We start from the raw sequence: 9,219 nt of genomic DNA, 5'->3' as shown, positions 1-9,219 counted from the left end.
CTTGCACCACAAGTACCCGGTAGCTATTACGCCCGCCAGTAGAGCGGACTGCATTGATGAAGGTTTGATGATAGCTGTTGAGGATCTCCATTTGCTCCGCATTTTCTGCCGGAGGTTCATTGGCACCAGCGAACATTAAGTGCTCATCAAAATCACGCATGGTGGTAGCTATTTGTTCCCAGAAAGCCTTTTGTTTCGCATTGACGGAGTCCTTTTTCGTCTTGTTGATATTGGCATCCAGCCAGCCGCCATCCCAGTGAATATTGAGTAATACATACATATCGTTGTTAACACAATATTGCACTACCTGTTTTACGCGGTTAAGCCAGGCATCCTCTATCTTGGCAGTCGCTTTATCGGAATGCTGATCCCATGAACATGGCAGGCGGATGGCATTAAATCCCTGCTGTTTTACAAACCGGATATAGCTTTCACTAATCAAAGGATTTCCCCAGGCGGTTTCTCCTCCAATAGCTTCCAGGGTATTACCAATATTCCAGCCCAGTTTAAATTTAGCGGCCAACTGTACGGCGTTACTTTCCATGCCGGTTGAATTGGCCGGCGCCGGTGATATATTGTAGCCCGGATATAAACCGCTGGCTTGTGTTACATTCACCCGGCGCATCTGGCTATTTCCGGCATTCACTACCAGTACAGCAGATCGGGGCGCGCCAGTGTTATTAGGTGCAGTGGTCAACCGGATAGCAGCCTTACTGCTATTACCGTTTGACTGACTTAACTGCAGCCAGGAAGTAGCCGGATTGCTAATATTCCATTCTACGTTACTGGCAATCGTTACATCGGAAGTGCCGCCTTCCGGCTGAAAAGCAATGTCAGAGGAAGAAACCGACAATTCCGGCGTCAGCACGCTCTTCTTATTACAATATGCAAACATCACCACGGAGATCATCAATCCGATAAGTCCATACCAATTTCTGATTTTCATATTTATGATATTGGGTTAAAAATTATGCGTACTATTTAATTTTCACCACCCTGATATTATCGATAGCGGCTTTTAGACCGGAAGCGGAAGGAGAGGCAGAAAAGTTTTTGGTCTGGATATTTACAGAACCTTTGGCCGAGCTGCCCAGCAAAGTGGTAAGACTTGCTGCTGCCGCTCCTTTGCCCTCATTGGTCCTGAACGTTGACAATGGAATTGTTACGGTATGCCAGCCCTTCGTGGTAAATGCAGACGCAGCGCCATCGGCGCCCTGCCAGGGTTCATAGCGGGCCATATAATCAAATGAATTCCCCTTTAGTACATAAATGGAAGTCCCTGTCCATGCTGCGGGAACACTGATCTCAAACTTAATGGCATATTGATCAACAGGAACGTTTAAACTGTCAGTAGGGATCCACTGTACATCGTTGGAGTTTATACTACGTTGCCAATTCCACCAGTTACCATCGCCGGCAGGCAAAATATCATTGCTTAACACGGCGTAACTACCTCTGTTGCCGGGGAAATTGACGCTGCTGTTATCTACGCCTGTTCCCCAGCTGAAAGTATTTATATTATCAAAATTACAGAGCACACCTGTCGTGGAATCGTTTACATTAAAGGTGGTGGAAGCGATGCCGGATTTGGTATTGATCATTACAGGCCCGCTTTGTGATAATGTTGGCAACACAAATCCGATGGCTGTACCGTCGGCAGCCGTACTATAACCGGTAATTGGCGTACCGGCGAAAGTCATTTCACTTATAAAAAATAAATTCAGCCCATAGATATAGATGGAATCGCCCACGTTGGCATTTTCATTGGAAATGCCGGTAATAGTAGGTGGTGGCGCCACGATGCCGAATGTAAATGTGGTAGATCCATGTTTGGTGATATATTGGATGGTATTCAGGCTTTCTGCAGGCACCGACGGAAACGGTATTACAGCCGGCACCAATACGGTAGCACTGGTATCTGAAAACATAATGCTGTTAACAGTAGCGGGTACGCCGTTGAAAGATATCTGAACCGCATCTTTCAGGTGATGTCCGATAAGGACCACCCATTGACCGGTAGTAATGGAATTCACAAGCGTATCTGCAGGAGACGCCGCATAATTCCGAACGCTTGTTATAACGGGAGCTGCTTCGGTTACCTCTTTCCTGCACGCAGCCTGCATGAGTGCAAAGACAGCAATAAACATCAAAAACGGTAATCTCCAATAACGATGGTTGAATAGTACTTTATTCACGGTATAATGTTTTTAGTAGTTCTTAATAATATGACACCGGAGCTTCCAATAATTTTGGATTGGCCGTTACCTCTGAAGAAGGTATTGGGAAAGTGAAACTCTGAATAGTTGCAGGCGTGATAATGCCATATGGATTTCCAGGCGTTACAACACCATTCGATATGGTAAAGGGTGCTCGCTTTTCTCCGTTTAATTTGCTGATGGCCTTAGCCGGGTTATAATAAGATAATCTAACCAGGTCTATCCAATACTGGCCTTCTGCCGCCAATTCAATTCTTCTCTCATTCATCACGGAGTCAATATCTATTTTGGGAGCGGGAGGCATCCCTGCCCGGGTGCGAACTTTGTTAAAGTAAAGCAGCGCTTCGCCGTCGGCACTTGTACCACTGTTACCAAGTATTGATTCAGCATAGATGAGGTAAACATCTGCCAGTCTTAATAATGCATTATGCTCTGTAGAGGAAGTCAGGTTCATAGTTGGCGCACTATTATCTTTGTTCGTACCAATAATATGCTTCTTCAGTCCGGAACTGCCTGTATATTTAAATCCTCCTCCTGCTGCGTTCAACTCCGGGTAATAATCCCCGTTAATCATAAAAGTGGCCTTACGTCTTACAGAATCTCTTGCAGTGTAAAGCTGGTACATATCTATGGTTGGGCTGATAGCAAACCAACCGGCCGAGCCATTGGCAGATATTTCTACGCCTCCCGGAGAATAGATCTGCAGCATATTTCCTTCTAACCAACCTGTACCCGGCGCCCACTGCAAGGCAAACAGTGACTCTGGATTGTCGTTAAACTGGGTTTTAAAGAGGTCAGCATAATTATTTACAAGCGTGAGCCCACTGTTCTTACACACATTCCCTGCGTATTTTTTAGCACTATCCAGGTAAGCCTGGTTCCTGGTACCTCCCTGCTGATTTAATCCGGCTGCTGTCAGATAAACCTTACCTAACATGCCTTGTGCCGACCAGGTGGTGAGTCTTCCGGCGGCATCAGCAGGCGGAAGATTTCCAGCGGCAAAAGTCAGGTCGTTCATCGCGAATTTATATACGTCCTCTGTTTTTACACGGTTAATCAAGGGAGATACAATAAGTTTACTGTTATCTTCAATAACGGGTACAGCTCCCCATAACACCGCCAGGTTATAATAAGCAAATCCCCGTATGAAGCGGGCTTCCGCGATAGCAGCATTTTTATCCTTATCAGTGATGGAAGCCGGTGCCTTTTGCGCAATGGCATTGATAGTAACATTACAGTGTGCAATGATATTATACATTCCTTTCCAATTGGAAATCATGATCCCATTTAAGCCGGTAACTGTAAATGTATTCAGCTGCACGGCATCTCCCCAATAACCAACCGCCATATTTCCACTCAGCACATCGCCAACAGGCAAATAACAATTATAGTTCCAGTCACCCCAGGGGGTGCCTGCATACAACGCAGCTGTTGCCAGCCTAAGATCACCCGTAGTTTGATAAAAATTATCTGCACTTATCTGCGACAGTGGCGGACGATCCAAAAAGCTTTTAGTGCATCCTGATATAGCTATCGTAAATAGCAGGAAGACAATTATTTTATCCAATATTGATCTCATAACTATTTATATTAACAGATGAATATTTTATTTAGTCAGTTTAATATTCGCACCAATGGTAAACACACGGGGCTGCGGATAAAAACCGCCATCCACACCTGCGCTCAGCGGATCCCATGATCCGATTTCAGGGTCCATACCCTTATAGTTTGTAATGATAAATGCGTTGGAGACATTGAAATATATCCTCAGATATTTAATACTGGCTTTTGAAAGCAGCTTTTCAGAGAAGGTATATCCCAAAGAAATATTCTTACATCTCAAAAAGCTTCCGTCTTCAACAAACTTGTCAGAATTCCTGTTATTGTCGTTGGTGTTATCATTTCTAAGTCCGACTATCCTTGTTTCCGGATTAGTTACCGCTATGTTATTAATATCTGTAGCATCCCCTTTAGGGTCAATCAGGGTTAATTTTGCATAGTCTGTTAACGATTTGAAGTAGCCAAAACTGGTCCCCGGAAATTCTCCATTTACGCGAAGCTGGTTAAATACTTTATTGCCAACATTCGCAGCAAAAAATATATTTAAATCAAAACTTTTATAGAAGAAGGTATTATTGAAACCAATCTGGTACTTAGGTATCGGTGAACCGAGAAACGTTTGATCATGTTCATTAATAACACCGTCGCCATTAAAATCTTTGAACTTCAGATCCCCATACCAGATACTTCCGCCAGCAGCTCCTACCGTTAACGGCACACCATTTTTAGTGGGCAATGCATGGGTTTCAAAATCTTTTTTCGTTGCAAACACACCCCCATCAATAACATAGCCGTAAAACTCACCGATAGATCTGCCTACAACTGTTTTACTGTACTGCCTGTCCAGTGAAGCGCCATCAGTATTGAGCTTAAGCACTTCATTAATATTGCGGGAAACAGTGAGATCAGTTTTCCAGCTAAAATTTTTGGTTTTAATACTGGTGGAACTGATTCTAAAATCAAAGCCCTTGTTATTCACCACACCTACGTTAACATACGGAGCTTCCATCGAGCCCGGTGAATAACCAATCGCCGTTCCTGAATACATAGGTAAAGGGATCTGCAGGACAAGACCATCAGTTCTACGATTATAAAAATCCAGGGAGAAATTTATTCTCCAGTTAAAAAGCGTTCCATCTACCCCTATGTTAGCATATTTCGTCTTCTCCCATTGTACAAAAGGGTTTCCTACATTCTGGGTAAGCTGTGCAATACCCGTTAGCCCGGTAGCCACAGTGGCCAGTGTGGAGGTATAGGCATAATCCCGGATATTCTGATTGTTTGTTAATCCATAACCCAGGCGCAGTTTTAACTCATTAATATTCTTTACTGTCTTCAGAAATTCTTCATTATTCATTTTCCAGGCAAATGCCCCTGAATAGGTATTCACCCAGCGGTTTTCAGGAGCAAACTTTGAAGAGCCGTCTGCGCGAAGATTGGCAGTAAACAGGTACTTGTCGCTGAGACCAAAATTAATACGGCCAAAGTATGATTCCTGGGCACTTTGTCCTTTACTGCCACTATTGGTGGCAGTGGTAGGATCACCACTACTGATTACCTGCACATTATTGGAAGGGAAATTCGATCTGGAGGCACCGGAACCTTCACTGGTGCTTAACTGCGCTTCATGTCCCAGTAACACATTTACATTGTATCTGTTTTTAAACAGATGTGCATAGGTCAGGAAGTTTCTTATCGTTGTAAATAAACTTTGTGAATATTCGTAGGATGCGCTGTTAGTATTGTTTTTTACAAGACCAAATGTATAGGAAGGATTAAACCGGTCTTGCGTTGCCATTGAAAAACTTGCCGTGCCTTCATTCCGGAGGGTTAGATCTTTGGTAAAAGCAATTTCTGCATATAAATTACCAAAAAGCTGGTTTCTTTTTGCCTGGTCCTTATTAATGAGGGCAATCGCATAAGGGTTTACGGTACTGTTCACCCACCCGTTCGGGTTATAGGCTCCGCCCCAGCTACCGTCCTCATTTTTCACGGCGATATCCGGTGTCTGACTTAATGCGGTATTAATTACATTCGAGGCGGTCGAATTCACATTCTCCTTCATATTCACCAATTGCAGGCTGGTACCGATCTTTAACCAATTGGTTGTTTTATTGTCCAGATTGAGTCTTAATGACATCCTGCGGAAATTGGAGCCAAGGGCAATACCTTCCTGGTTGAAATAGGAGCCTGACAGCAGATATTGTGTTCTTACATCCCCTCCATTAATAGTTAAGGTATGGTTGGACATCGGCGCATTTCTGAAAAGCTCTTTCTGCCAGTTAGTCCCTTCGCCCAGATACGTCGGATTTACAAATTCCGGGCGGGTATCAAATCCCCAACCTAAACCTGTATTCCTTTCATTTATAAAAGTTGCATATTCCTGTAAATTCATTACGGGCAACTTTTTAGGTATTTGCTGGAAGCCGGTGTACATGTCGTAAGAAATACTTGGCGGAGCCACCTGTCCCCTTTTGGTGGTGATTACTATTACACCATTTGTTGCCTGTGAACCGTAAATTGCGGTGGCCGATGCGTCTTTCAGCACATCAATGGACTCAACTTCAGAAGGATTGAGCCCTGCCAATGGATTCACACCTGCACCCAATGTAGCGGTACCGCCAATGATGATTCCATCTATTACATACATCGGAGAACCGCCGCCAAAAGAAGACAAGCCACGAATCTGTACTGACACCGCTCCCCCTGGTTGACCTGATATTTGTTGCACCACCAACCCCGGTACCTTTCCCTGTAAAGCCTGATCAAGGGTTACCGGTTGCGTTTTACGGATCTCATCACCGGAAACCGAAGAGATGGCGCCGGTAACGTCTGGCCGCTTTACCTTACCATAGCCAATTACCACCACATCTTCCAGCTGTGAAATATTTTCCGTCATTTCTATTTCAACGAAGGTGGTTTTGGCAACCAATTCTTTTTTCTGGTAACCAATCATGGAAACCACTAGTACGCTTCCGGTAGAAGCATCTATCGTAAATCGTCCGTTTTCATCTGTAATAGCGAAACGGCTGGTATTCTTTAAGGTAACGGTGACTCCCGGAATTGGAGAGGATTTACCTTTACTGGTGATTCTACCACCTATTTTTGTTGTTTGTGCGGAGATGTTTGAGCTGAAAAGGAATCCCAAAAGGATACCCAATAGCGGTAGTATTCGCGAGCGAATCATTTTGGTTGACTTCATTTTTTAATTTTTTACTTGATAGAAGATGATCTCCCGTGGCGGAGATGACATTTCATAACGTCAGCGCATTGGTGACAGGAATAAGGCGAGTAATAAGAGCAAATTCTTTTTCAGACGCATTCGCTGCTTTTATACATCACTTTTCCAATATGATCTGACGACTTCAAGCCTGCATGTTTGAGGTGAGCGAATCATTAGAGAGGTCATAAGGGTAAATAGCCAGCCGGGATCTGGAAAACAGACAACAGGGCCTGTCATTAAGTCCCTAAAAGGGACGTAAGCCCGCCTGCGAAGCGGCAGTAATTGTAGTTTCATATACGTGGATTGAATACTGTAAAGCTATTGTTATGTTGTCTGAATCAGGGGGGCCAGTTGATTCAACCATGAGGTCCAAATGTTACAATTCGTTGCATATCCCTGCCAAAGAATTGACCGGGAGGCAGTTAAACGTATTTTCCCGACATGAACTTATTAAATATTTTTATTTTTGAGATTTGCTGCATATTCTGAGGGGGTCATCCTGAATTCCTCCTTAAAAAGTTTGCGGAATACTTTTGGGTTATTGAATCCTACCTGATAGGCGACTTCTGAAATGGACATGCCGCTTTTCTCCAACAACTGGGCAGCCCTTTTCAACCGGATAGACCGTATAAAATCCAATGGCGACTTTCCGATAAGGGAATTTATTTTTCTATACAAAGTAACCCTGCTCATGAACATCTCTTTACTTAATTCATCTACCGAAAAATCAGGATTATCGATTTGTTTTTCAATAATATCCAATGCCTGTTTCAGGAACTTTTCGTCTACAGACGTTATGGTCACCTCTCCAGGGTTGACTTCTATCTGCTTCTGGAATCTTTTTTGCAATAATTTTTGCTGTGCCATCAAATTATTGATACGGCAGGCAAGGATCTCAAAGGTGAAAGGTTTTGTAATATAATCGTTCACACCAGCTTTCAAACCTTCCAGCTGCTTTTCTTCGCTCCCCATGGCGGTAAGCAAGATAACGGGAATATGTGCAGTAAGTATTTCGGTTTTAATTTTTCCGGCTAACTCCACACCATCCATTAGGGGCATCATAATGTCGCTCACGACAAGGTCAGGATTTAATTGCTTTATTTTCTCCCAGCCTTCTCTTCCGTTAGCTGCTTCTTCTATATGATACTGATCTTTCAAATTATCCTTTAAATAAAAGCGCAGGTCTTCATTGTCTTCCACTATCATGATTGTTTTCTTCCTATCTCTTTTTCTCCTTTCTTCTACAACTATTTGTTCCCCTTCATCCATAGGTGTTGAATGGGTGACCATGTGGGGCGAAACATATATCTTTTTTGCAGGAAGTAATACTGTAAAACAGGTACCCTTATCCGGCATACTTTCTACTTTAATGATGCCCTGATGCAGTTTTACAAACTCTTTTGTGATAGCCAGACCGATACCGGTCCCCTGGTTCACCATGCTTTCCGGCACCTCTGTTTGAAAAAAACGTTCGAAAATCTTTTCATGCTGGCCGGCGGGAATACCAATGCCTGAATCTTTTACTGCGATGGCAAGCGTCCCATCAGCCTCATTATTAACAGGCGCATGATAGGCCAGGTCAACACTCACCTTTCCGTTATCATAGGTGTACTTAAAAGCGTTGGAAAGCAGGTTGAATAAAATCTTCTCTATCTTATCCTTATCAAAATAAATTTCGAGACTGTCAATATCAGCTGAGAAGGAGAACTCCATCTTCTTCTTTTCAGCGATATCAGTAAAAGAGAGGCAGGTTTCTTTACAAAACCTGATAATATCACCTATGGCAGGATGTAACCTTGCTTCCTGCACTTCCATCTTCCTGAAATCGAGCAGCTGGTTTACCAGGTTTAATAAACGCTTTGCATTCCGTTGTACCAGATTTAATTGTTCCACCTGCTCTTTGTCCGTAGCCTGTTTGATAATCTTATCCAATGGCGCAATGATAAGACTTAGCGGCGTGCGGAATTCATGGCTTACATTGGTGAAAAATTTTGTTTTTAACTGTTCGAGCGCATGGGCCCTTTCTGCCTCCCTGCGCTGTTGCCTGACTTCAAAGCGCATATTTATCCGCTCGAGCGTGATCCGCCGGATAAGTCCAAAGAGGGCAGCGGCCATCAATAAATATATAAGGTATGCAACGGGTGTTCGCCAGAACGGCGGCTCAATATTGATCTGCAAAGTTTTGGGTTCACTCCACGATCCCGTTCTGTCCAGCACTTT

5 protein-coding genes are annotated in these 9,219 nt (G+C 43.6%); all 5 read right to left on the bottom strand.

From position 1 onward, the window contains the following. The coding region (locus tag VIP81_RS12020; RefSeq protein ID WP_331960456.1) for a cellulase family glycosylhydrolase at positions 1–946 on the bottom strand (946 nt) is incomplete at its 3' end. Positions 947–977: 31 nt separating this feature from the next. Beyond that, positions 978–2,195 carry a glycan-binding surface protein gene (locus tag VIP81_RS12015; RefSeq protein WP_331960453.1) on the bottom strand — a complete coding sequence of 406 codons (1,218 nt, stop codon included), beginning with the start codon at positions 2,193–2,195 and terminating at the stop codon, positions 978–980. 22 nt (positions 2,196–2,217) lie between these two features. After that, positions 2,218–3,795: a RagB/SusD family nutrient uptake outer membrane protein gene (locus VIP81_RS12010; RefSeq protein WP_331960448.1), complete on the bottom strand. Its 1,578-nt coding sequence runs from the start codon at positions 3,793–3,795 to the stop codon at positions 2,218–2,220. Positions 3,796–3,822: 27 nt separating this feature from the next. Next, the gene (locus tag VIP81_RS12005) at positions 3,823–6,978 is read right to left on the bottom strand and encodes a TonB-dependent receptor (RefSeq protein ID WP_331960445.1); all 3,156 of its coding nucleotides are present in this window, start codon (positions 6,976–6,978) and stop codon (positions 3,823–3,825) included. Between the two features lie 471 nt (positions 6,979–7,449). Beyond that, on the bottom strand, positions 7,450–9,219 hold a 1,770-nt coding region (locus VIP81_RS12000; RefSeq protein WP_331960442.1), incomplete at its 5' end, for an ATP-binding protein.

This window comes from Chitinophaga sp. (genome assembly GCF_036566945.1).
In the GTDB taxonomy this organism is placed as follows: domain Bacteria; phylum Bacteroidota; class Bacteroidia; order Chitinophagales; family Chitinophagaceae; genus Chitinophaga.
Note: the sequence above shows the minus strand (reverse complement) of the source record. Positions and strands in the feature narration are given on the sequence as shown.

What these genes read in the sequence shown, in the direction of transcription:
- VIP81_RS12005 (WP_331960445.1), bottom strand. Translation starts at nt 6,978, where the DNA reads ATGAAGTCAACCAAAATGATTCGCTCGCGAATACTACCGCTATTGGGT.
- VIP81_RS12010 (WP_331960448.1), bottom strand. Translation starts at nt 3,795, where the DNA reads ATGAGATCAATATTGGATAAAATAATTGTCTTCCTGCTATTTACGATA.